Origin of the sequence: Pseudomonas sp. HN11 (assembly GCF_021390155.1) — a bacterium.
Taxonomy (GTDB): Bacteria; Pseudomonadota; Gammaproteobacteria; order Pseudomonadales; family Pseudomonadaceae; genus Aquipseudomonas.
Genome location: NZ_CP089985.1, coordinates 4,702,700 through 4,724,998 on the forward strand (window position 1 = coordinate 4,702,700; position 22,299 = coordinate 4,724,998).

The window sequence follows — 22,299 nt, forward strand, 5'->3', positions numbered from 1 at the left end:
CGAGGAAAACCCTATGAACGCAAAAGTCTGGCTGGTGGGCGCGGGACCCGGTGATCCGGAGCTGCTGACCCTCAAGGCGGTACGCGCGATGCGTGAGGCCGATGTGGTGCTGATCGATGACTTGGTCAATCCGGCGGTGCTGGAACATTGCAGTAACGCGCGGGTAGTCATCGTGGGTAAACGCGGCGGCTGCCGCTCGACCCCACAGGACTTTATCCACCGCTTGATGCTGCGCTATGCGCGCCAAGGCAAGTGCGTTGTGCGACTCAAGGGTGGCGACCCGTGCATTTTCGGGCGCGGTGGTGAGGAGGCTATATGGCTGCGTGAACGGGGCGTCGAGGTGGAGTTGGTCAACGGAATTACCGCAGGGCTGGCAGGCGCGACAAATTGCGCGGTTCCACTGACGTTGCGCGGGGTGAGTCGGGGCGTGACGCTGGTCACGGCGCATACCCAGGACAACAGCAGCCTGAATTGGCGTGCACTGGCAGAAGGTGGGACCACCCTGGTGGTGTACATGGGCGTGGCGAAGCTGGAAGAAATTCGCCAGCAATTGATCGACGGCGGGATGGCCGCGGATATGCCCGTGGCGATGATCGAAAATGCATCGCTGCCCCAGCAAAGGGAATGTCGTAGCGAGCTGTGGCGTATGCATGAAGATGCGCAGGCATTTGCCTTGAAGAGCCCGGCCATCTTGGTGATTGGACGTGTTTCAGCCCCGGGACAGGTGGCTAGCCTCGCCCAAGCCGCCAGTGCCTGAGGCAAATTACAGGCGAAAAAAAGCCCGGCCTAAGCCGGGCTTTTTTTCAGCACTCAGTAATTACTGAGCTTGAGCTTCAACCGACGCTTCTACGCGACGGTTAACAGCACGACCAGCTTCAGTTGCGTTGTCAGCAACTGGGCGGGACTCACCGTAACCTACTGCGGTGATACGGCTAGGAGCAACGCCGTCTTTAACCAGGACTTGCTTAACAGCGTCAGCACGACGCTGGGACAGCTTCTGGTTGTAAGCGTCTGGACCTACGGAGTCAGTGTGACCAGCAACTTCTACGTTGGTAGCTGGGTACTGAGCCATGAAGTCGGCCAGGTTTTTCACGTCGCCGTAGCTGTTAGGCTTAACAACCGACTTGTCGAAGTCGAACTTAACGTCCAGCTCAACACGTACAACCTGAGCAACTGGAGCTTCTGGCTCTGGAGTTGGCTCTGGAGCTGGTGCTGGGGTAGGAGCTGGAGCGACTGCGCCAGCGTTACCGCCGAAGTTCACGCCCAGGCCGACCAGTGCGGAGTAGTCCCACTTGCCGTTGTCCAGACCGTAGTCAGCTTCAACACCGGCACGAGCGTACAGGTTGTTGGTGAAGTAGTACTTCACGCCAGTACCAACGGTAGCGAAGGTAGTCTGGTCGCGACCGCTGTGGCCGTCAGCTTGAACGTTGGTACGGCTCTGGTGGCCGAAACCGCCTTCCACGTACGGACGCAGGCTGTCTACGCCAGCTTGACCGAAGTGATACTGGGCAACCAGGCTGCCGGTATCGCCTTTGATCTTCTGGTTACCAGTACCGTCGTTCGAACGGGTGTGGTTGGTTTTGTCGTAGGACAGGTTCAAGGACAGGTCGTCGGTCAGGAAGTAACCGATGCGAGCGCCAGGATTGAAGCCGTCTTCGATGTGCTTGACGCTATCGTTGTACTGCTTCTTGTAGAACAGCTCGCCTTCAACTGCGCCTTGGCCTTGTGCCAGAACGCCGAAAGAAGTAGCGGCAATAAGAGAACCAATGGCCAAGCCCAAGGTGTTTTTCAGTTTCATCCGTTAAATCCCCATCTGGTGATTGTAAAGCAGTCCCACAAACCGGGGGACAACTCGGCGACAAGTCTAACAGAACTTGCCTACACGTAAGAGATATTTGCCACGCACTAAGTTTCAGTCTCGCCCGCAAATTTCTCACGTAATTTATCAAGAGCACGCTTGTAACGCATTTTTGTAGCACTCAAACCCATGTGCATGATGTCGGCGATTTCCTGGAATTCAAGCTCTGCGACAAATCGTAGCACCAGAATTTCCCGGTCAATCGGGTTCACATACACCAACCAGCGATCAAGTCCGCCCTTCTCCTCGGGTGCCGGCGCCTTCTCTTCAGACGCTTCCTCAAGGGGGTCCAGACTCAACGCGTCCATCAAGCGACGCTTTCGCCGTTCCTTACGATACTGCGTGATGCACTCGTTATACGTGATGCTGTATAGCCATGTCTTGAACTTCGATTTGCCCTCAAAGTTCTTCAGGCCATACAGCACCTTGAGCATCACTTCCTGACAGACATCGTCCGCATCTCTATCGTTCCCTAAATACCTTGAACAAACGTTGAACAGAGTGCGTTGATATCTGCGCATCAATTCTTCGTACGCGCGTGTTACGTGAAACAGCTCCGTGTGTGCGCGCGCGACCAACTCCTCATCAGAGAGCTCACGGGGGTCATAGCGCGTGGACAGCGTTTGGGCTTTATTCAAAACAAGTCGTGCCGACAGTCAGGTCAATGTCCGCCACAACCCGGTCAGCCGGGCCAGCGGCGGCGTACATTAGCAGGGTTTGCCGGATTAGCGGCTACTGACCTGCTGCTCCAGGAGAATCCGATTGGACAACGACACCAGGTCGCCGTCGTCGGTCAGCACCGTCGTCTTGACTGTACCGATCTCCTCGATTTGCCCTTCGACCTCGCCCACACGCACCTGTTGCCCAACCTGATACAACTCACGCACATAGATTCCCGCAAGAATCTGACCGGCAATTTCCCGGCTTCCCAAGCCCATGGCCAGCGCAACGGCCAGACCAACGGTAATCAAAACAATCACAATCACGTGGTTGAGCAGGTCAGTCTTGACCTCCAACTGGCTGATCGCGACCGAAATACTGATGATGATCACCAAGCCCTGAGCAATCCGCCCCAAGCCCGCAGCATAGTCCAGCCCCACGCCCTCAGCCGCGCCGCGCACCAGCCCATTGGCCAGTTGCGCCAGCAAAACGCCTACCAACAGCACCAGCGCGCCGCCGAAAACCTTCGGCAAATACAGCGCAAGCATGTCGAGCGTAGCTGAAACTCGCTCAAGTCCAAGGGACTGAGCCGCAGAAACCAGAAAAATCAGCAAAACAAACCAATAAACGATCTTGCCGATCAAGGTGGATATCGGCACCTGAAGCCCGGCGCGCCCCAACAGCTTGGTCAGACCGGTGCCCGCCATCAGGCGATCGAGGCCCAGTTTCGCAAGCAATTTAGACAGCAGGGTGTCGAGCAGCTTGGCCACGACAAATCCCAGCAGTACCAGTACCAGAGCGCCAAACAGGTTGGGAATGAAATTCGCCACCTTGGTCCACAATGCGGTCATCGCAGTGACCAGGCTCTGGGTCCAGAGATCAAGTTCCATATTCAATCAGCCTTATCAGCAGTGCGAGCAAGAGGTTTACGACGGGAAACCGGCGATACGTGGGCCGAACCGTTGTTCAGGGCCATCATCAACGCCGGCAGCCAGCGGCCGAGCAGACCGAACAGGTCACCCGCCCCTACCTGGCGGTTGGCGGTTTTCAACACGCGGCCCAGGCAGGCATCGTCGTCACGGTTGGACGGCGAGGCGTTGAGCATGTCACGCAAAGACTGTTCGAACGGATCGTGCATAAAGACCTCTCGCAAGTGATTTAAAAGACGAGGGTAAAATTCTTGGGGTCACATAGAACTCTTCCTGTGTTCAGGTCATATTCAGCTCAAACCCAGCGCAATCGTCGAAATAGCCACCATTGCCCCAGCGCCACCGAGACCATCAACAGGCACGCAACCATGAATCCATAGGGGCTGGCGGAGAACGGAATACCGCCCACATTGATCCCTAACAGACCGGTGAGAAAACTCATCGGCAGGAAGATCCCGGTGATGATCCCGAAGCGGTACATGGTGCGGTTCATGCGCACGCTCAAGCGCCGGTCTTCGGCCTCCAGCACCAGCCCCACGCGCTCCCGGGTCAATTCGAGCTCTTCCAGATAACGGGTCAGGCTGTTGTTCAATTCGTTCCAGTAGTCAGCATCATCATCACAGAACCACGGCAATTTGATCCGCGTGAGCTGGGCAAAAATATCCCGCTGCGGAGCAAGGAATCGCTTCAGCCCAGCGGCTCGTCGACGGATCTGCAGGACGCTGCCATGTTCCGGGGTGTACCGTTCGTCGGTATCAAGTTTTTCTTCCTCGGCGTCGACGATTTCAGACAAATCCGAGACCAGGTCCTGCACTTTGTTAGTCAGGTACTGGGCCATATAGAGGATAAGTTCTGAGGCAGTCTTCGGCCCTTTGCCATCCGCTAATTGCACCAGTAGCTCGTCAGTGGCGCGCAATGGGCGCAGTCGCAAGGAAATCACGCGACTGGCCGCCGCAAAGATACGCACCGATACCATGTCTTCCGGCTCAGCACCTGGATTGAGGTTGACCCCACGCAGGAACAACAGCAATTCCGAGTCTGGTAGTGGCAACAGGCGCGGGCGAGTATTTTCCTCCAGCAGCAGGTCACACGCAAATTCGCTCAAACCGCTGGATTTGCGCAGCCAGGTCTGGGTTTGCGGGTGACTGCGATCCCAATGCAGCCACAGGCTTTCCTGGGGTTGCAGTTGCAAGTCGTCGAGCTCTGTCCGGGCAATCGAACGCGCACCGCCTTTACCGTCCAGTACCAGGGCATGCACCAGCCCCCATTGCGCGTTTTCTTCCTCGAACATCCTTACCCCTGTCTTATTCAGGCATTTTCAGCGGGCTGGGGGAAACGATCACGCCGTTGTTATCGGCATACACGTACTCTCCAGGGCGAAACGTCACGCCTGCAAACGTGACCACTACGTTCAGGTCGCCAATGCCGCGCTTGTCTGTCTTCATCGGGTGGCTCGCCAAGGCCTGCACGCCCAAATCTGTCTGGGCAATAACGTCTACATCACGGATGCAGCCGTAGATCACCAGGCCTTCCCAACCGTTTTTCGCGGCTTTCTCGGCGATCATGTCGCCCAACAGCGCGCGACGTAGGGAACCACCACCGTCAACCACCAGCACCTTACCGGCGCCCGGCTGATCAGCCTGCTCCTTGACCAGGGAGTTATCTTCGAAGCATTTGATAGTGACGATCTCGCCGCCGAAGGAATCTCGGCCGCCGAAGTTGCTGAACATCGGTTCGAGCACCTGCACCAGGTCCGGATAGGCGTCGCACAGATCAGGGGTCACGTAATGGTTCATTGAAAAATTCCTTTCCGTCAAAGAGGTGTCTTTCGAAAGAAGCGCCAGCCAGAGCAGGTGCGAAACATCCCATTCGCCTCGCCGCAACGCAATAGCCACTACGCGACTGAATATGACCAGAAGCGTTTAACGCGTCATATCTTAGCCGCAACCACACGCAAACGAAACGTCCCTGGCAGAGCGCCGCGTCAAACCGCAGCCGACACCTTGGCCTGCGCGCCAAACAACGGTGTGAGCGGATCTTTCAGCCACCGCGCCACCAAAGGCCACACTTCGGCCTGGGCCGCTTTGCTGACAAGCATTTCCACATGCCCGAAATCTCCGGTAAAGCCTTGCTGCCGGCCCAGGCACAGGTACTGACGATGCTCGGAGCCGACTTGCTCGAAAAGCTTGCGACAGGCCCAGTCGGGGTCTTGATGATCACCGGCGGCACTGACGGCCAACAGCGGCACATCGACTTCGGCCAAGCCTTTCCACCAATCGTTATTGCCTTCACCAAAGCGGCCAAACAGACCATTCCAACGCATGGCTTCGATCAGCACGCCCGCAGGCTCGTCTTCAGGACCACGCTTGAACCGCGAGCCGGATAATTCGCCGAAGCGCTTCAACAGCAAGCGGCCCGTCCATTCCACCGGGGGCAATTTCAACGGCCAGTGGGTACGACTGACCTGGCAGCCAAACAGCGCCACCGACGCCACTGCTGGCGCGCCAAGGTGCTGCCCGCCGAGCGCCGCAGCCAAACTGGTGCCGCCCAGGGAATGGCCGATCCAATGGGGGATCTGCCCGCTTTGCTCACGCACGAACGCGCCAATGGCCGGTAAGTCATAGCGCGCATAGTCAGCAACACGGTTCCGGGCGTAGTCATGATTGCGCTTAGACAGGCCATGACCACGCATTTCAGGGATCCAGACATCAAACCCCTCCCGCGCCAGGTAAGCCCCCAGGCCGATCCCTCTAGGCGAGTACCAAAAACGGCGATTGGAAAAACTGCCGTGCAGCAAAATAACCGGTATGCCCCGGTTTTCCGGGACATCGGCCAGGCCCAAACGGGTAACCGCCAGCTCGACGGTGCCGTCAGGGCTGTTACCGGGTTTGAGGCGGTACACATCTTCACTCAGGTCGCCACGACGTTCAGCGCTGATCAAGGCGACGGGAAACAGGTTGCTGCTGCTTTGCATAATGCTCTTGCACAAAAAAGGGCGGCGTCCGGATGGAGTTCCGCCCTGCACAGATAAGAATGCCGGTCACCCACAACGGGTGACCGGCACTTTTGACGTGACGATCTCAGGCGGACGCTTGGCCTTCCGCCAGGAAGAACCAGGTTTCCAGCACGGAATCGGGGTTCAGCGAGACGCTTTCGATACCCTGCTCCATCAGCCATTTGGCCAGGTCAGGGTGATCTGAAGGGCCTTGACCGCAGATACCGATGTACTTGCCGGCCTTGTTACAGGCCTGGATGGCGTTGGCCAGCAGCTTCTTGACCGCAGGATTTCGCTCGTCGAACAGGTGCGCGATGATCCCCGAGTCACGATCCAGGCCCAGGGTCAGTTGGGTCAGGTCGTTGGAGCCGATGGAGAAACCATCGAAGAACTCCAGGAACTCTTCAGCCAGGATGGCGTTGGACGGCAGTTCGCACATCATGATGACGCGCAGGCCGTTTTCGCCACGGGACAGACCGTTTTCCGCCAGCAGGTCGACCACTTGGCTCGCTTCGCCCAAGGTGCGCACGAACGGCACCATGATCTCGACGTTGGTCAGGCCCATCTCGTTGCGCACGCGCTTGAGGGCGCGGCATTCGAGCTCGAAGCAGTCACGGAACGCTTCGCTGATGTAACGCGAGGCACCACGGAAGCCCAGCATCGGGTTTTCTTCTTCCGGCTCGTAGAGCTTGCCGCCGATCAGGTTGGCGTATTCGTTGGACTTGAAGTCCGACAGGCGCACGATGACCTTCTTCGGGTAAAACGCCGCCGCCAGGGTGCTGATGCCCTCCACCAACTTCTCGACGTAGAACCCCACCGGGTCGTTGTAGCCGGCGATGCGCTTGTCGACGCTTTCCTTGATGTCCAACGGTAGGCCGTCGTAATTCAACAGGGCCTTGGGGTGCACGCCGATCATGCGGTTGATGATGAACTCCAGGCGGGCCAGGCCCACACCGGCGTTTGGCAACTGCGCGAAGTCAAAGGCGCGGTCCGGGTTGCCGACGTTCATCATGATCTTGAACGGCAGGTCCGGCATGGCGTCGATGGAATTCTGCTTGATGTCGAAGCCCAGCTCGCCCTCGAAGATGAAGCCGGTATCGCCTTCGGCGCAGGACACGGTCACACCTTGGCCGTCTTTGAGCAGTTGGGTCGCGTTGCCGCAGCCCACGACTGCAGGGATGCCCAGCTCACGGGCGATGATCGCCGCGTGGCAGGTACGCCCGCCACGGTTGGTGACAATGGCGCTGGCGCGCTTCATCACCGGTTCCCAGTCCGGGTCGGTCATGTCGGAAACCAGTACGTCGCCTGGCTGGACTTTGTCCATCTCGGACACGTCCTTGATGATCCGCACCTTGCCCGCGCCGATGCGCTGGCCGATGGCACGGCCTTCCACCAGCACGGTGCCGGTTTCCTTGAGCAGGTAGCGCTCCATGACGTTGGCCGAGGTGCGGCTCTTCACGGTTTCGGGGCGAGCCTGCACGATGTACAGCTTGCCGTCGTCACCGTCCTTGGCCCACTCGATGTCCATCGGGCACTTGTAGTGCTTTTCGATGATCATCGCTTGTTTGGCCAGCTCGCTGACTTCAGCGTCGGTCAGGCAGAAACGCGCGCGCTCGGCCTTGTCGACTTCAACGGTTTTAACCGAACGACCGGCCTTGGCCTCGTCGCCGTAGATCATTTTGATGGCCTTGCTGCCCAGGTTGCGGCGCAGGATGGCCGGGCGACCTGCTTCGAGAGTGCCCTTGTGTACGTAGAATTCGTCGGGGTTGACCGCGCCTTGTACGACGGTTTCGCCCAGACCGTAGGCGCCGGTGATGAACACCACATCACGAAAGCCCGATTCGGTGTCGAGGGTGAACATCACACCGGCGGTGCCGGTTTCCGAACGCACCATGCGTTGCACACCGGCAGACAAGGCCACCAGCTTATGATCGAAACCCTGGTGTACACGGTAGGAAATGGCGCGGTCGTTGAACAGCGAGGCGAAGACTTCCTTGGCCGCGCGGATCACGTTTTCCACGCCGCGGATGTTCAGGAAGGTCTCTTGCTGGCCGGCGAAGGAGGCGTCCGGCAAGTCTTCGGCGGTGGCCGAGGAGCGCACGGCAACGGCCATGTCCGGGTTGCCGGCCGACAGCGTGGCGAAGGCGGTGCGGATTTCTTCGTTGAGCTTCTCGGGGAACTCGGCTTCCATGATCCATTGACGGATCTGGGCGCCGGTCTTGGCCAGGGCATTGACGTCATCGACGTCCAGGGCGTCCAGCGCGGCGTGGATCTGAGCATTGAGGCCGCTCAGTTCGAGGAAATCGCGGTAAGCCTGGGCCGTGGTGGCGAAACCACCGGGCACCGAGACACCAGCGCCTGCAAGATTACTGATCATCTCGCCGAGGGATGCGTTCTTGCCCCCCACGTGCTCTACATCATGGACGCCGAGCTTATCGAGGGAAACTACGTACTCTACCAAGGTGATCTCTCCACTAACTGTGTTGGAAAAGCTCAGGACGCCGGCTGCTCAGTAGGAGCGAGGCCAGCGCTTGTGGCCTGGACCTGGAAAATAAGTGAGAATGCGGCCCACTGCGGGACGGCAAAATCGCGCCTATCATATCCAAGATTCGCCATCAGCTTAAGGCCCAGGGCTCAAATGAAACGATCTGCTTTCTTTATCTCCGACGGCACCGGCATCACAGCCGAAACATTGGGTCAAAGCCTGCTCGCGCAGTTCGAAAACATTACCTTCGCCAAATTCACGCGGCCGTACATCGACAGCGTGGATAAAGCGCGGGCCATGGTACAACAAATCAATCTGGCGGCTGAAAAAGACGGTTTTCGCCCGATCATTTTCGACACCATCGTCAATCAAGACATCCGTGAGATTCTCGCAACGTCGAATGGTTTCATGATCGACATTTTCTCGACGTTCCTGGCACCACTGGAGCAGGAGCTGAGTGAACATTCGTCGTATTCGGTAGGAAAGTCCCATTCCATTGGGCACAACTCCAACTATATGGAGCGTATCGAGGCGGTGAACTTCGCCCTCGACAACGACGACGGTGCCCGCACCCACTACTACGACAAGGCCGACCTGATCCTGGTGGGCGTGTCGCGCTGCGGCAAAACGCCCACCTGCTTGTACATGGCCATGCAATTCGGTATCCGTGCGGCCAACTACCCGCTGACCGAAGACGACATGGAGCACCTGACGCTCCCCGCTGCCCTGCGCGCGCATTCGCACAAGCTGTTTGGGCTGACCATTGATCCGGACCGCCTCACGGCGATCCGCAATGAGCGCAAGCCGAATAGCCGCTACTCCAGCTATGCGCAGTGTGAGTTCGAGGTGCGTGAAGTAGAAAATTTGTTCCGCCGGGAGAATATTGCGCACATCAATTCCACGCATTTTTCGGTGGAGGAGATTTCGGCGAAGATTCTGGTGGAGAAAGGGGTGGAGCGCAGGTTCAAGTGAAGCAGCTGGAAGCTTCAAGCTGCAAGCTGCAAGGAAAAGCCACTCGGCACTTGTCTTGCAGCTTGTAGCTTGTAGCTTGTAGCTTTACAGCTGAAACCTCCCTCCCCCCTGCCCCAGCGCCGTGGCCAACGCATCAAACCCCGCCCGCAACAACTGATCATCCCCCGACGTATTGCAGATGCTCGCCCGAATGAACTGAGGCACCGCCGTCTGCCCCACCGCAAACGCTTCGGCGGTGGCGATCAGGTAATTATTCTGCTTGAGCTCCGCCTCGATTTCTGACGCCCGCCACGGTTCCGGCACTTCAATCCAGAAATGCGGGCTGTTGAGGTGGGTGCGGTATTCCAGGCCGGCCAGCAAGTCGCGCACCAAGGCTTTGCGTCGGCTGATCTCGTTGATCTGCTGGCGCAGCAGGTATTCCGCCGTACCGTTTTCGATCCATTGGGTGGCAAGCTCCAGGGTGACGGGCGTGGCCATCCAGCAGGTCGAACGCAGCGCCGCCGAAATACGGCTGACCAACGCCGGTGGGGCGTGCACATAACCCACACGCAGCCCGGCCGACACGGCTTTGCTGAGACTACTGATCAAAATCGTACGTTCAGGGGCGAAATGACTGAGGGGCGGCGGTCGATCTTCGACCAACACGCCGTGGGCTTCGTCTTCAAGAATCAGCAGGTTGTGTTCACGGCACACTTTGACCAGCGCCTCGCGGCGCGCCACCGAGAGCACTGCGGTGGTCGGGTTCTGGATCGTCGGTGTGCAATACAGCGCTGAAATCCGGTGATTTCGACAGACTTCGTCCAACACGCTCGGCAGCACGCCCTCCTCATCCATTTCCAGGCCAATCAGCCGGATCCCCAGCATACGCGCAGCGGTAATGAGACCAGGGTATGTCAGCTGCTCGGTGACCACCGTGTCGCCTGCCCGCAACAGCGCCATCATCGAGCACAGCAAACCATGCTGGCCGCCATTGACACAAATGACCTGCTCGGGGATTGGGTGAAAGTCACGCTGCACCAACCATTGCGCACCCGCTTCACGGTAGCGCGGCAAGCCGGCATCCGGCGTGTAGGCGCTGATGTCCTGGAGGAATTTGGCGTTGGTCGACAGGGTTTGGAAGCTTTGGGCCAGGAACACCGTCTCCTGCCCTGGGATGTGCATGTTGCGGCTCATGTCGAAGTACTGGCGCGGCTCTTCACTGAAGTTGCGAAAGCCTTCATCGCGCTGACGCTCCATCCCACGCTTGCGCACGAAAGTACCATCACCGACTCGCGCCACAACCAGCCCCAGGCGTTCCAGTTCGCCGTAGGCCCGGCTGATGGTGCCGATGGTCACACCCAGGTTGTCGGAAAGCACCCGATGGGGCGGCAGTTTTCGTCCTGGTTCAATCAAGCCTTCAAGGATGCCCCGCTCCATGACATCGGAAAGGCGCTTGTACTTCACGCCCTGACCGCTGGACAACCCCTCACGCATAATTGACACCATGTCAATATTTGTTTTGACAGTCATCTTTCGCCCTAATAGTGTGCTTTTACGGGTTCAATCGCCGAATTTTACAACTCATTACACGCTCAATATAGAGTTCAATTCCGGCCCAGGGAAGCCATAAACGATGCCAATGTCCGCCGTACTTGAAAACACCACCAAGACAAAAACCCAAAAACAGTGGTTGGCCGGGCTGATCACCAGCGTGATGTTCCTGATCGTGTGCCTGAGTTGGGGTACCACCTGGCTGGGGATCAAGATCGCCGTGGAGAGCGTGCCGCCACTGACTTCCGCCGGCCTGCGCTTCCTGATCGCCTTCCCGCTGTTCCTGTGTTTTGCGATGGTGCGCCGCGAGCCGATCCTGTTTCCCCGTGAAAGCCGCTGGTTCTTCGTATTCGTGACCCTGTCCTACTTCAGCGTGCCCTACTACCTGCTCAACTACGGCGAGATGCATGTCTCCTCCGGCCTGACCGCGCTGCTGTTCAGCTGCATGCCGGTGTTTATCCTGATTTTCTCCGCGCTGTTCTTGCGCGAGCGCATCTACTTTTCCCAGGTGGTCGGTATCGGTATCGGTTTCGGTAGCCTCTACATGATCATCAAGAGCCAGGGCCTGCATTTGGACCACGCGGAATTCTTCGGCGTACTGGCGATCCTCACCGCCGCGATCATGCATGCCCTGTGCTATGTGATAACCAAGCAGAAAGGCAGCGCCATCAGCGTGATCACCTACAACACCCTGCCCATCGGCATTGCCGGGCTGATGCTGTTCGTCGCCGGGCTGTGGTTTGAAACGCCGACCTTCGAAACCATCACCCTGCGCTCCTGGGGCGCGCTGTTCTACCTGGGCCTGGTGGCCTCGGTGGGCGGGTTCATCGTGTACTTCATGCTGCTCAAGCGCTTGAGCCCGATCATCCTGTCGTTCGTGTTCATCATTTTCCCGGTGTTCGCGGTGATCATCGGCGCCTGGTACGAGGGCGTGTCGATTTCCCGCGACCTGATGCTGTACTCGGCCATCCTGCTGGCCGGCTTTGCGATCACCAAGTTGCCGGTTGAAAAACTCCTGGCCAAGAAAAATTGACCCTTCAGCAACGCGAGAGAAACATGGAAGTCCTCCGCCCCACCGCCCTGGAACAGATCTACGCCCATGCCAGCCGCAGCTACCCCGAAGAATGCTGTGGTTTTGTCTTCGCCGACGGCAGCGTGTACCTGGGCAGTAATATCCAGAACGAGCTGCACCGCAAGAACCCCGAGATGTACCCGCGCAGCGCGGCCAACGGCTACACGTTCTCAGTGGCCGACACCCTGCTGCTGAACAAAGCGTTTCGCAGCGACAACCCCGTGGTGGTGATCTACCACTCCCACCCGGATGTCGGTGCTTATTTCAGCGACGAAGACCAGGACAAGGCGCTGTTCATGGGCGAGCCGATCTACCCCGTCAGCTACCTGGTGGTAGACGTTCGCCAGGGCCAGACCCTGGGTTCCAAGCTGTTTGCCTGGGATGGCAAGCATTTCGCCCTTACACCTTTCAACGACCTGCACACGGAGTTGTCCATGAACGCTGTCTCCTTCCCCGACATTCTGGTTCGCGTGGCCAAGCTGCCGGAATCGACCCTTGAGGGCACCGGATCGACATTGCGCGAAGTCATTGAAAACCTCTGCAGCAGTCATCCACAGTTGCGCCCGCACCTGTTTCACGAGAAAAACAACCAGCTCAAGGAACACTTCCTGTTTACCGCTGAGGAAGCGTTGATCGACGCCGACGAACCTTTGCCGGAAAAAGCCAAAATCGAAGTGCTGCTGGCCACGTCCGGCGGCATGGATGTCGACGCGCTGAGTAATGAAGAAGTACAGCGCTACGTGCGTCACATCACCCTGCCCGGCGTGGGTCGCGAAGGTCAGTTGAACCTCAAGAAAGCCAAGGTATTGATCATCGGCACTGGAGGCCTGGGTTCGCCGATCAGCCTGTACCTCGCGGCTGCCGGGGTCGGCACCTTGGGACTGGTGGACTTCGACGTGGTCGAAAGCAGCAACCTGCAACGCCAGATCGTCCACGGCAACAGCACCCTCGGCCTGCCCAAGGTGGAATCCGCCAAGCAACGCTTGCAGGACCTCAACCGCCATATCCAGATCAACGCCCACGACACCGCGCTAAACGCCGACAACGCCCTGGAACTGGTGGGCGCCTACGACCTGGTGATCGACGGCACCGACAATTTCGATACCCGTTACCTGGTCAACGATGCCTGCGTACAATTGGGCAAGCCCTTGGTGTACGGCGCAATCTACCGCTTCGACGGGCAGATCAGCGTGCTCAACTACAAAGGCGGGCCGTGCTACCGTTGCCTGTTCCCCAGCGCGCCGCCCGCCGAACTGGCGCCCAATTGCAGCGCCGGGGGTGTGATCGGGGTGCTGCCCGGTGTGGTCGGGATGATTCAGGCGACCGAGGCGATCAAGCTTTTGATCGGCATTGGTGAACCCTTGTCCGGCCGCTTGATGCGCTTCGATGCGCTGGCGATGAAGTTCAGCGAGATCCGCTTCAAGCGCCGTGCCGACTGCCCGTGCTGCTCCGAGGCGCGTCACAACGAAACTCTCGCACCGACCGCCTGCGCGGATGCCGTGCCCAGCCAACCGTCGCTGGCCGAAGAGCGCTACATAAAGCCACGGGTACTCAAGCAGGTACTCGAACACCATAGCAGCGCCGATGTGCTGTTGGACGTGCGCGATGCCAGCGAACTGGAAGTGTGTAAATTGCCGGGCGTGGTACATATCCCCCTGGCCGAACTGGACGGCCACCTCGACAGCCTAAGCCGGGATAACACCCATTATCTGATTTGTTACGCCGGCACCCGTGCGGAGCAAGCCGCCAGTACCTTGCTGGCTGCCGGCTTTGCCAACACCAAAGTCCTGCAGGGCGGCATGAAGCATTGGGTTCGCGACGTCGAACCCGACATGCCGTTGTATTGAGGCGAGGGCTGAATGATGTTGCATAACTCCATTCTCGACGTGATCGGCCAAACGCCGATCGTGCGCCTGGCGCAGTTCTCCGAAGACCTCGGCATCGAGGTCTACGCCAAGCTTGAATCCCTCAACCCCGGCGGCAGCCACAAGGCGCGCATCGCCCTGGGCATGATTCTCGACGCCGAGCGCCGGGGCGTGCTGATCCGTGATTCCGGGCAAACCATCATCGAACCCAGCGGCGGCAATACTGGCATCGGCCTGGTCATGGCCGGCAATGTGCTGGGCTATAAAGTGGTGTTGGTGATCCCCGATAACTACAGCCCGGAAAAGCAGAAGCTGCTGCGTTTATATGGGGCCAAGGTGGTGCTGTCGGACAGCCGCCTGGGCAACAACTCCCATGGCGAAAAGTGCATGGAACTGCAGCTGGAAAACCCCAGCTACGTGATGCTCAACCAACAGCGCAACGGCGCCAATCCACAGACCCATCGCGACACCACCGCACCGGAAATTCTGCGTGACTTCGGCGAGCAACGCGCCGACTACTTTGTCTGCGGCATCGGCACCGGGGGGCATATCACCGGCATCGGCGAAACCCTGAAAGCCGCCTGGCCAGCCCTGCGCGTCATGGGTGTGGAACCGGAAGAATGCGACCTGCTGAAAAACCAACACGCGCCGCATCACATCCAGGGTCTGTCGATCGGGCTGATCCCCAGCATCCTCAACCTGGACGTGATCGACGGCATGCTCAAGGTCTCGCGCCAGGACTGCATCGATATGATGAAACGCATCATGCGCACCGACGCTATCAGCCTGGGCCTGTCGTCCGCCGCCAACATGGTGGCCATCGCCAAGCTCGCCCCCGAACTGCCGCCCGAAACGGTGGTGCTGACCATGGTCTATGACAATGCCGACAGCTACCTGCCCAGTTTCGAATAAACGGGTTTCCAGCCAACCAGAATGCGGGGGTGCCTCCATGGGCGGTTTTATCGACATGCAACAGTTGCACGATGAGTTGCTGACCCACCTCATCAAGACCCTCACGCCCGTCCAGATGAAGCAGTTGGAACCGCACCTGGCCCCGCTGATCCAGAATGCGGCCCAGGCGGTGGCTGAGGACCTGATTGCCTACGCCTACCGTGATCCGGCGTCACGTGGGCGCGGCGAGCTGATCCTGGAGTCCTACGCCTCGTTCAAGGCAGTGCTGTATTACCGCCTGGCGCACCTGGTGTGGCATTTCCCGGACCAGACCAACGGCGTGTTTTCGCGCATTGCACTCAAGCTGAGCAGCCAGGGCAAGGTGCTTTCCGGTGCCGAGATCCACCCAGCAGCCCGCATTGGCCGACGCTTCGTGCTGGATCATGGGTACGGCACGGTGATCGGCGAAACCTGCGAGATCGGCAACGACTGCTACATCCTCTGCGGCGTGACCCTGGGCGCCCGTGGCATCGCCAACAACCCAGATGGCAAGCGTCACCCGCGGCTGGGCAATAACGTCGAGGTCGGCTCCGGCGCCCGCGTGCTGGGCTATGTGCTGATTGGCGACAATGTGTTTATCAGCCCGTCCTGCGTGATCACCCAGGACGTTCCCGCCGGCACCAAGGTGAAGGTGGTGAACCAGATCCAGCTGCAAAAAAACGATGAATCGGACCACGGCAACTACCTCGGTGCCTTCGCCCTGGATGAGCGCTTGCACGTGGTGGGCGAGATCAACGCCAGCCACAAAGTGACCGTGCTGGACGCCGATTTCCATCCCTTGCCGGGGCTAATGCTGGAGCCCACGGTCAAGGAGCGGCACCACCTGCAATTTCGCCTGCATCGCGTCGAGGCAGGCAATCAGCTGCCGCGCTTGCCACTGAACCTGAAAGTCTGCGGCCCGGAATTTGAGATCACCCTGCTCTCTCCCCCTGGCTTGAGCGCCATGGTGCGCTCCCTGCTGCAAGCCCGCCCACTGATCGTCGGAGGTTGAACATGTCCGTGCACACCATGGAAACCCTGGCGCTGTTCGACAGCGCGCCCTACCAGAATGCCTTCAGCGCCCGGGTGATTGCCGTCAGCGAACACGGCATCGCCCTGGAGCACACGCTGTTTTACCCCACAGGTGGCGGGCAACCAGGCGACACCGGCCACCTCACCCTCGCGGACGGTACGCGGGTCGAAGTGACCGGCACTGCGCGCGATCCGGTGCTGCGCTCGATCATCTGGCACCAGGTGGAACACTGCCCCGCGCAATTGACTGCAGGCGCACAGGTGGATGCCGGCCTCGATTGGGACCGCCGCTACCAGCACATGAAAATGCACACCTGCCTGCACCTGCTGTGCTCGATCATCGACGCGCCGGTCACCGGATGCAGTATCAGTGCGGACAAGGGCCGACTGGATTTCGACCTGCCGGAAATGACCCTCGATAAAGACAGCATCACCCGCGACCTCAATGCGCTGATCGAACAGGCCCACCCGGTAAAAACCCTATCGATGCCGGCTTCCGAATACTCGACTCTGCTACAAATCACCCGTACACAAGCCGTGGCCCCGCCGGTAATTCAGGGGTCAGTAAGGGTGATTGAAGTCGCCGGCATTGATATCCAGCCGTGTGGGGGCACCCACGTGGCCAACACTGAAGAAATTGGTCGGGTGTTCTGCGAGAAGATCGAGAAAAAGAGCAAGCATAACCGCAGGGTGATTTTGCGGTTCGAGTGAAACGGCACGCAGGTCGCGGTCAATATGAGCGGACTTGGCCTTTCCCATACTGACCTGGCTGTCACCGGCGACGTCACGCTGCCTGGGTTTTAACCCGGGCACTCAGTTCCTCTATTTGCTGTTTCAGTTGTGAGATCACCTGCGTGAACTCGGTAATCATTTGATCTATACGGGCGCGAAGCTCCTTGTTGTCGTGCATGAGCTCATCAACTGTGCGTGACTCGGACGAAGGGGGCTCATCCGTTTGCGTGGACGGCTGGGTGTTGCTGGTAACGGTGTCTGCGCCGGCCGAAGCAGGGTCCGAGGAAGTGTCGGAGCTCGTGTGCGCGTCCGGGTTCTCTGGAGCAGTCTGAGTGGGTGGGGTACCTGGCCCGCCGATCTTTTGATTCAATTCCTGTATTTGTTGTTGAAGCTGTTTGACTATCGCGGTGAACTGGGTCTGCAAGCGCTCGACAGTTTCGCGCAGTTGGTTATTTTCGGCAGTCAAATGCTTGAGGCTTCGAGGGACCTCCTGCCCCGATACGGGGGCATTTTCTACCGGAGCGCTCGCCTGCGGCGATTCGCCACTTTTCGATCTCTCGGTAACGTCTGGGGTTGATGGCGAGTTCTCTTTTGCAGGTTCTCCGATCTTGTTGAGTTGTTGAGTAAGCTCAGCCACTTGCTGTCGCATTTGCATGATTATGGGTGTGAACTGAGCAACCAGCTGGTTCAACTTGTCACGCAGTTGATTGTTTTCCTGAGAGAGCTGCGCGAGCTGACCGGGGCTGGGTTGTGGGGTGGATGCTGGCGAGTTGACCAAACCGCGATGTGATGAAAACTGCCCACGCTGCTGGGGGTTCATCGGCTGGCGGGGGGGCGCAGAATTTGACTCGGTGCTGGGCGATGCGGGGGGTTCAGCCGTTTCGTTTGAATTGGGCACCGACTTCGGGCGCATTTCATAGTTGGCGTGATAGGGCGCGTATTGTTGATTGCTTACGCTGGTCATGGAGGGCCTCTCAGATTCAGGTGCTGTATTCACGAATATTGCTCGCCAGACGACCTGAAACGCAGGCCATCTGGCTACCTGATTGGCTGATATCTGAAAAGGGTTCCACGGACGTAGGACGTATGAATAGCAAAGTGTGTCGGGGTCAGCCGTCAAAGCACTGCTTTCAGATCATCCACGCCTCCACAAACCGATTCACCGGCGTCGCCTCAAGCCGTACGTGATCCTTACACGGCATAAAAATGCCCCTTCTTAAATTCTCCAAGCGCTTCATCCAAAGGGGATGGCCGAGGCGCGAGCAGGTCATGCGTCTCTTTTGCGAGCGTTTGCAGGGCATGCTGGTTCTGTACCTCCTGCTTCAACTCACCCAGCGCTTCATCCAGAGGGGATGGCCGAGGCGCGAGCAAGTCATGCGTCTCTTTTGCGAGCGTTTGCAGGGCATGCTGGTTCTGTACCTCCTGCTTCAACTCACCCAGCGCTTCATCCAGAGGGGATGGCCGAGGCGCGAGCAGGTCATGCGTCTCTTTTGCGAGCGTTTGCAGGGCATGCTGGTTCTGTACCTCCTGCTTCAACTCACCCAACGCTTCATCCAGAGGGGATGGTCGAGGCGCGAGCAGGTCATGCGTCTCTTTTGCGAGCGTTTGCAGGGCATGCTGGTTCTGTACCTCCTGCTTGAACTCACCCAGTGCTTTGGCCAGAGGGGATGGCGGAGGCGCGAGCAGGTCATGCGTCTCTTTTGCGAGCGTTTGCAGGGCATGCTGGTTCTGTACCTCCTGCTTCAACTCACCCAGCGCTTTGCATAGAGGGGATGGCCGAGGCGCGAGCAGGTCATGCGTCTCTTTTGCGAGCGTTTGCAGGGCATGCTGGTTCTGTACCTCCTGCTTCAACTCACCCAGCGCTTCATCCAGAGGGGATGGCCGAGGCGCGAGCAAGTCATGCGTCTCTTTTGCGAGCGTTTGCAGGGCATGCTGGTTCTGTACCTCCTGCTTCAACTCACCCAGCGCCTTATCCAGAGGGGATGGCCGAGGCGCGAGCAGGTCATGCGTCTCTTTTGCGAGCGTTTGCAGGGCATGCTGGTTCTGTACCTCCTGCTTGAACTCACCCAGCGCTTTGGCCAGAGGGGATGGCCGAGGTGTAACTAATGCCCGTGTTGAGTCGGCAAGCTGGTTTTGCAGTTGGCTATGGGCTGAAAGCCGGCCACGTTGCTGCGAGTTCATCGGCTTGTGGGACGGTGTTGAATGACCTTGGCTGTTGGTATTGGCACCCACTTCGGCACCGACTTCATAGCAAATGCGCTTCGGCTTAGGGGGCCTCTCACAGTGGGTGGGATAAGGAGCGTAATGTTGATTGTTTACACTGGTCATACAGTGCCTCTCAGGTTCATGGGATGTATTCAAAACGGCCCGTTGCGGGCCGTCTGATACCTGATTGGCAACTATCTGAAAATGGTTCCCCACGTGTAGGAACCTGAGCCTAAAAGCGTGTCAATGCCACCCATCAAAACGCGCGTTCAGATCACCCACGCTTCCACAAACCGATTCACCGGCGTCGCCTCAAGCCGTGCCTGGTCCTTGCACAACGCAAAAATCTCGGCACTGCGCTGTGCGGTAAACCGTGTGGCCAGGTTGGCCTTGAACTTGTCTTCCAGCAACGGAATGCCCTCGACCCGGCGACGGCGATGACCTATCGGGTATTCAACTACCACCTGTTCAGTGCTGGTGCCATCTTTGAAAAACACCTGCACGGCATTGGCGATGGAGCGCTTGTCCGCCTCCAGGTATTCGCGGCTGTAACGTGGGTCTTCGACGATGGCCATCTTTTCCCGCAACTGATCGATGATTGGATGGGCGGCGTGGAATTCGTCCTCGTACTGCTCGGCCACCAGCTTGCCAAACACCAACGGCACGGCTGTCATGTACTGCAGGCAATGATCGCGATCAGCGGCGTTGGCCAGTTGGCCGACCTTGGAGATGATGCGAATCGCCGACTCATGGGTAGTGACCACGATACGTTCGATTTCCTGCAGACGATCTTTCACCAATGGGTGCAAGGTCACCGCCGCCTCACAGGCCGTTTGTGCGTGGAACTCGGCAGGAAAACTGATTTTGAACAACACGTTCTCCATCACATAGGTGCCGTAGGGCTGGGACAGACTGAACGCGCGTTTGTCCTCCGGCTTGAGCGCCAGGTCCTTGTTGGTGTGGCTGAATAGCACGTCGTAGAAACCCCACTGTGGCGCGCTCAGTACGCCAGGAATGCCCATCTCGCCACGCAAGGCGATATCCGCCAGACGCACGCCTCGACTCGACGCATCCCCCGCCGCCCATGATTTGCGCGAACCGGCATTCGGCGCATGCCGGTAGGTGCGCAATGCCTGCCCATCGACAAACGCATGGGACAAGGCCGCCAGCAACTGCTCACGGTTGGCGCCCATCAGCTTGGCGGTGACCGCCGTGGAGGCGACTTTCACCAGCAACACATGGTCAAGGCCGACGCGATTGAAGGAGTTTTCCAAGGCCATCACACCCTGGATTTCGTGGGCCATGATCATCGCCTCCAGCACCGCGCGCATGGTCAGCGGCGCGTCACCATTGGCCACGCGTTTTTGCGACAGGTGATCCGCCACGGCGAGGATGCCGCCGAGGTTGTCCGAGGGGTGCCCCCATTCGGCAGCGAGCCAGGTGTCGTTGTAATCGAGCCAGCGCACGATGCAACCGATGTCCCAGGCCGCCTTCACCGGGTCGAGCCGGAAGGAAGTGCCCGGCACCCGAGCGCCAAACGGCACCACCGTACCCTCGACGATCGGCCCCAGGTGCTTGGTGCACTCGGGGAAGCGCAGGGCCAACAGACCACAGCCCAAGGTGTCCATCAGGCAGTTGCGGGCGGTGTCCAGTGCGTCCTGGGAATGGATCCGGTAAGTGAGGACATAGTCGGCGATGTCCTGCAGGACCTGGTCGTAGTCGGGGCGGTTGTTCTGGTCGACGTTGGTGCTCATGGCAGTACTCCAAAAGGTTAGGGGTTGTTCCATCCTCAGGTCAGGGTTGAAGTGTCATGGCGGGTCTGATTGCCCGTTTTTGGGGGTTAAAACGCGTCACCGGGGACGCGTACGAAGCCTTCCATCAGCACCCTGGCGCTGCGGCTCATGATGGCTTTCTTCACCACCCACTCGCCGTTCATCTGTGTGGCCTCTGCGCCGACGCGCAACGTGCCGGACGGATGCCCGAACCGCACCGCGTTGCGCTCCACACCACCGGCCGCCAGGTTGACCAAGGTTCCGGAAATCGCCGCAGCCGTACCAATCGCCACCGCCGCCGTGCCCATCATCGCGTGGTGCAATCTGCCCATCGACAGCGCACGCACCAGCAGGTCCACATCATCCGCCTTGATCGCCTTGCCACTGGACGCCACGTAGTCCGCAGGCTTGGCCACGAACGCGACTTTCGGCGTGTGCTGGCGCTGGGCGGCTTCGTCCAGGTGCTTGATCAGGCCCATGCGCAACGCGCCGTAGGCCCGTACGGTTTCAAACATCGCCAGGGCCTTGGGGTCGCTGTTGATTGCGCCTTGCAGCTCGGTGCCGGTGTAGCCGAGGTCTTCGGCGTTGATGAAGATGGTCGGGATACCGGCGTTGATCAGCGTGGCCTTGAAGGTGCCGACGCCAGGCACTTCCAGGTCGTCGATCAGGTTGCCGGTGGGGAACATCGAACCACCGCCGCCCTCTTCTTCCGCCGCCGGGTCCATGAACTCCAACTGCACTTCGGCGGCCGGGAAGGTCACACCGTCCAGTTCGAAATCACCGGTTTCCTGTACAGCGCCGTCGGTGATCGGCACATGGGCGATGATGGTCTTGCCGATATTGGCCTGCCACACCCGCACCACGGCCACGCCGTTCTGGGGGACGCGGGCCGGGTCGACCAGGCCAGCGCTGATGGCGAAGGAACCGACCGCCGCCGACAGGTTGCCGCAGTTGCCACTCCAATCCACGAACGGCTTGTCGATGGAGACCTGACCGAACAGGTAGTCCACGTCGTGCTCGGCGCGGGTACTTTTGCACAGGATTACCGTCTTGCTGGTGCTCGAGGTGGCGCCGCCCATGCCGTCGATCTGCTTGTCGTAGGGATCGGGACTGCCGATCACCCGCAACAGCAAGGCATCGCGCGCGGCACCCGGCACCTGCGCCGACTCGGGCAGGTCCTCGAGGCTGAAAAACACGCCCTTGCTGGTGCCGCCGCGCATGTAGGTGGCGGGTATCTTGATTTGCGCTACGTGTGTCATGGT

General features: G+C 59.1%; 20 protein-coding genes. 7 read left to right on the forward strand and 13 right to left on the reverse strand.

What is annotated here, in order from left to right:
* The first annotated feature begins 13 nt into the window (after positions 1–13).
* Positions 14–757 (forward strand): uroporphyrinogen-III C-methyltransferase, encoded by a 744-nt coding sequence (gene cobA, locus LVW35_RS21360; RefSeq protein WP_233891929.1) that lies wholly within the window; start codon positions 14–16, stop codon positions 755–757.
* Between the two features lie 60 nt (positions 758–817).
* On the opposite strand, the gene LVW35_RS21365 is transcribed toward cobA, so the two are convergent.
* From LVW35_RS21365 to ppsA, 8 genes are all read right to left on the reverse strand, one after another.
* The gene (locus LVW35_RS21365; protein WP_010208496.1) at positions 818–1,798 is read right to left on the reverse strand and encodes an OmpA family protein; all 981 of its coding nucleotides are present in this window, start codon (positions 1,796–1,798) and stop codon (positions 818–820) included.
* A 107-nt stretch (positions 1,799–1,905) separates the two neighbouring features.
* On the reverse strand, positions 1,906–2,496 hold the full coding sequence (gene sigX, locus LVW35_RS21370; RefSeq protein WP_003175518.1) for an RNA polymerase sigma factor SigX: 591 nt from the start codon (positions 2,494–2,496) through the stop codon (positions 1,906–1,908).
* A gap of 87 nt (positions 2,497–2,583) precedes the next feature.
* Positions 2,584–3,408: a mechanosensitive ion channel family protein gene (locus LVW35_RS21375; protein ID WP_003175519.1), complete on the reverse strand. Its 825-nt coding sequence runs from the start codon at positions 3,406–3,408 to the stop codon at positions 2,584–2,586.
* A gap of 2 nt (positions 3,409–3,410) precedes the next feature.
* Positions 3,411–3,656, reverse strand: coding sequence for a hypothetical protein (locus LVW35_RS21380; RefSeq protein ID WP_005790375.1), 246 nt, complete (start codon positions 3,654–3,656; stop codon positions 3,411–3,413).
* An 86-nt stretch (positions 3,657–3,742) separates the two neighbouring features.
* Positions 3,743–4,738, reverse strand: coding sequence for a zinc transporter ZntB (locus LVW35_RS21385; protein ID WP_016979263.1), 996 nt, complete (start codon positions 4,736–4,738; stop codon positions 3,743–3,745).
* 13 nt (positions 4,739–4,751) lie between these two features.
* The gene (gene rraA, locus LVW35_RS21390) at positions 4,752–5,243 is read right to left on the reverse strand and encodes a ribonuclease E activity regulator RraA (RefSeq protein ID WP_049711998.1); all 492 of its coding nucleotides are present in this window, start codon (positions 5,241–5,243) and stop codon (positions 4,752–4,754) included.
* 188 nt (positions 5,244–5,431) lie between these two features.
* A complete protein-coding gene (locus LVW35_RS21395; RefSeq protein WP_233891930.1) occupies positions 5,432–6,421 on the reverse strand; it encodes an alpha/beta fold hydrolase in 990 nt (329 codons plus the stop codon).
* A 106-nt stretch (positions 6,422–6,527) separates the two neighbouring features.
* A complete protein-coding gene (ppsA, locus tag LVW35_RS21400; protein WP_025854225.1) occupies positions 6,528–8,903 on the reverse strand; it encodes a phosphoenolpyruvate synthase in 2,376 nt (791 codons plus the stop codon).
* A 177-nt stretch (positions 8,904–9,080) separates the two neighbouring features.
* On the opposite strand from ppsA, the gene ppsR reads away from it, so the two are divergent.
* On the forward strand, positions 9,081–9,899 hold the full coding sequence (ppsR, locus tag LVW35_RS21405; protein WP_003193298.1) for a posphoenolpyruvate synthetase regulatory kinase/phosphorylase PpsR: 819 nt from the start codon (positions 9,081–9,083) through the stop codon (positions 9,897–9,899).
* Positions 9,900–9,983: 84 nt separating this feature from the next.
* Here ppsR and LVW35_RS21410 read toward each other — a convergent pair whose 3' ends face one another.
* Positions 9,984–11,408 (reverse strand): aminotransferase-like domain-containing protein, encoded by a 1,425-nt coding sequence (locus LVW35_RS21410; protein ID WP_233891931.1) that lies wholly within the window; start codon positions 11,406–11,408, stop codon positions 9,984–9,986.
* A gap of 160 nt (positions 11,409–11,568) precedes the next feature.
* Here LVW35_RS21410 and LVW35_RS21415 point away from each other — a divergent pair, with 160 nt between their 5' ends.
* From LVW35_RS21415 to LVW35_RS21435, 5 genes are read left to right on the forward strand one after another with little or no spacing between them, the layout of a single operon-like run.
* Positions 11,569–12,462 carry a DMT family transporter gene (locus tag LVW35_RS21415; RefSeq protein WP_161630257.1) on the forward strand — a complete coding sequence of 298 codons (894 nt, stop codon included), beginning with the start codon at positions 11,569–11,571 and terminating at the stop codon, positions 12,460–12,462.
* A 23-nt stretch (positions 12,463–12,485) separates the two neighbouring features.
* The gene (moeB, locus tag LVW35_RS21420; protein WP_233891932.1) at positions 12,486–14,348 is read left to right on the forward strand and encodes a molybdopterin-synthase adenylyltransferase MoeB; all 1,863 of its coding nucleotides are present in this window, start codon (positions 12,486–12,488) and stop codon (positions 14,346–14,348) included.
* Positions 14,349–14,363: 15 nt separating this feature from the next.
* Positions 14,364–15,278 (forward strand): PLP-dependent cysteine synthase family protein, encoded by a 915-nt coding sequence (locus tag LVW35_RS21425; RefSeq protein WP_233896530.1) that lies wholly within the window; start codon positions 14,364–14,366, stop codon positions 15,276–15,278.
* Positions 15,279–15,315: 37 nt separating this feature from the next.
* A complete protein-coding gene (locus LVW35_RS21430; protein ID WP_233891933.1) occupies positions 15,316–16,308 on the forward strand; it encodes a serine O-acetyltransferase in 993 nt (330 codons plus the stop codon).
* A 2-nt stretch (positions 16,309–16,310) separates the two neighbouring features.
* Positions 16,311–17,039, forward strand: a complete 729-nt coding sequence (locus LVW35_RS21435) for an alanyl-tRNA editing protein (protein WP_233891934.1) — start codon at positions 16,311–16,313, stop codon at positions 17,037–17,039.
* 73 nt (positions 17,040–17,112) lie between these two features.
* Here LVW35_RS21435 and LVW35_RS21440 read toward each other — a convergent pair whose 3' ends face one another.
* From LVW35_RS21440 to prpF, 4 genes are all read right to left on the reverse strand, one after another.
* Entirely contained in the window at positions 17,113–18,024 is a 912-nt protein-coding gene (locus LVW35_RS21440; protein ID WP_233891935.1) for a hypothetical protein, read from the reverse strand.
* A 227-nt stretch (positions 18,025–18,251) separates the two neighbouring features.
* Positions 18,252–19,421 carry a hypothetical protein gene (locus tag LVW35_RS21445; protein ID WP_233891936.1) on the reverse strand — a complete coding sequence of 390 codons (1,170 nt, stop codon included), beginning with the start codon at positions 19,419–19,421 and terminating at the stop codon, positions 18,252–18,254.
* 113 nt (positions 19,422–19,534) lie between these two features.
* Entirely contained in the window at positions 19,535–21,019 is a 1,485-nt protein-coding gene (gene prpD / locus LVW35_RS21450; RefSeq protein ID WP_233891937.1) for a 2-methylcitrate dehydratase, read from the reverse strand.
* Between the two features lie 86 nt (positions 21,020–21,105).
* Positions 21,106–22,296, reverse strand: coding sequence for a 2-methylaconitate cis-trans isomerase PrpF (gene prpF, locus LVW35_RS21455; protein WP_233891938.1), 1,191 nt, complete (start codon positions 22,294–22,296; stop codon positions 21,106–21,108).
* Positions 22,297–22,299: the final 3 nt, after the last annotated feature.

Excerpts from the sequence above, each read along its gene's own strand:
- LVW35_RS21395 (WP_233891930.1), bottom strand. The coding sequence starts at position 6,421 with ATGCAAAGCAGCAGCAACCTGTTTCCCGTCGCCTTGATCAGCGCTGAA.
- LVW35_RS21425 (WP_233896530.1), top strand. The coding sequence starts at position 14,364 with ATGTTGCATAACTCCATTCTCGACGTGATCGGCCAAACGCCGATCGTG.
- LVW35_RS21365 (WP_010208496.1), bottom strand. The coding sequence starts at position 1,798 with ATGAAACTGAAAAACACCTTGGGCTTGGCCATTGGTTCTCTTATTGCC.
- prpF (WP_233891938.1), bottom strand. The coding sequence starts at position 22,296 with ATGACACACGTAGCGCAAATCAAGATACCCGCCACCTACATGCGCGGC.
- LVW35_RS21435 (WP_233891934.1), top strand. The coding sequence starts at position 16,311 with ATGTCCGTGCACACCATGGAAACCCTGGCGCTGTTCGACAGCGCGCCC.
- LVW35_RS21440 (WP_233891935.1), bottom strand. The coding sequence starts at position 18,024 with ATGACCAGCGTAAGCAATCAACAATACGCGCCCTATCACGCCAACTAT.
- LVW35_RS21430 (WP_233891933.1), top strand. The coding sequence starts at position 15,316 with ATGGGCGGTTTTATCGACATGCAACAGTTGCACGATGAGTTGCTGACC.
- LVW35_RS21410 (WP_233891931.1), bottom strand. The coding sequence starts at position 11,408 with ATGACTGTCAAAACAAATATTGACATGGTGTCAATTATGCGTGAGGGG.
- moeB (WP_233891932.1), top strand. The coding sequence starts at position 12,486 with ATGGAAGTCCTCCGCCCCACCGCCCTGGAACAGATCTACGCCCATGCC.
- prpD (WP_233891937.1), bottom strand. The coding sequence starts at position 21,019 with ATGAGCACCAACGTCGACCAGAACAACCGCCCCGACTACGACCAGGTC.
- LVW35_RS21375 (WP_003175519.1), bottom strand. The coding sequence starts at position 3,408 with ATGGAACTTGATCTCTGGACCCAGAGCCTGGTCACTGCGATGACCGCA.
- ppsR (WP_003193298.1), top strand. The coding sequence starts at position 9,081 with ATGAAACGATCTGCTTTCTTTATCTCCGACGGCACCGGCATCACAGCC.
- LVW35_RS21385 (WP_016979263.1), bottom strand. The coding sequence starts at position 4,738 with ATGTTCGAGGAAGAAAACGCGCAATGGGGGCTGGTGCATGCCCTGGTA.
- LVW35_RS21380 (WP_005790375.1), bottom strand. The coding sequence starts at position 3,656 with ATGCACGATCCGTTCGAACAGTCTTTGCGTGACATGCTCAACGCCTCG.
- rraA (WP_049711998.1), bottom strand. The coding sequence starts at position 5,243 with ATGAACCATTACGTGACCCCTGATCTGTGCGACGCCTATCCGGACCTG.
- cobA (WP_233891929.1), top strand. The coding sequence starts at position 14 with ATGAACGCAAAAGTCTGGCTGGTGGGCGCGGGACCCGGTGATCCGGAG.